Below are 430 nucleotides of genomic sequence, written 5' to 3' on the forward strand. Positions count from 1 at the left end.
GCCTGGATGACCGACGGCGACCGCGTGACCGAAGGCGCGTCGTCGACCGCGTTCATCATCACCGCCGATAAGCGGCTGATCACGCGTCCGCTGTCGAACGCCGTGCTGCCGGGCATCACGCGTGTGTCGATCCTGGCGCTGGCGCGCGAACATGGCCTGACGCTGGAAGAACGCGCCTTCACCGTGGCCGAAGCCCAGCAGGCCGCCGAGGCGTTCTACACCAGCGCGTCGACGTTTGTGATGCCGGTGGTGTCCATCGACGGCGTGCAGATCGGCAGCGGCCAGCCGGGCCCGCTCACGCAGGCGCTGCGCACGCTGTATCTGCGTTTTGCCGGCGTGGACGTTGCCGAACCCGTCGACCAGATGTGACGTAAGCGGTTGCGCCAGCGCGGTAGAATCGCCCGCTCTGTTTTTTGCAGCAAGGCGAGAC

1 protein-coding gene is annotated in these 430 nt (G+C 67.0%); it reads left to right on the plus strand.

The window, feature by feature from the left end; genetic code table 11:
- Window positions 1-369 (plus strand): aminotransferase class IV (locus tag C1J00_RS44215; protein WP_180989947.1); only part of this gene is annotated, 369 nt, incomplete at its 5' end.
- Window positions 370-430 lie beyond the last annotated feature (61 nt).

This window comes from Streptomyces cahuitamycinicus (genome assembly GCF_002891435.1).
GTDB lineage: Bacteria > Actinomycetota > Actinomycetes > Streptomycetales > Streptomycetaceae > Streptomyces > Streptomyces cahuitamycinicus.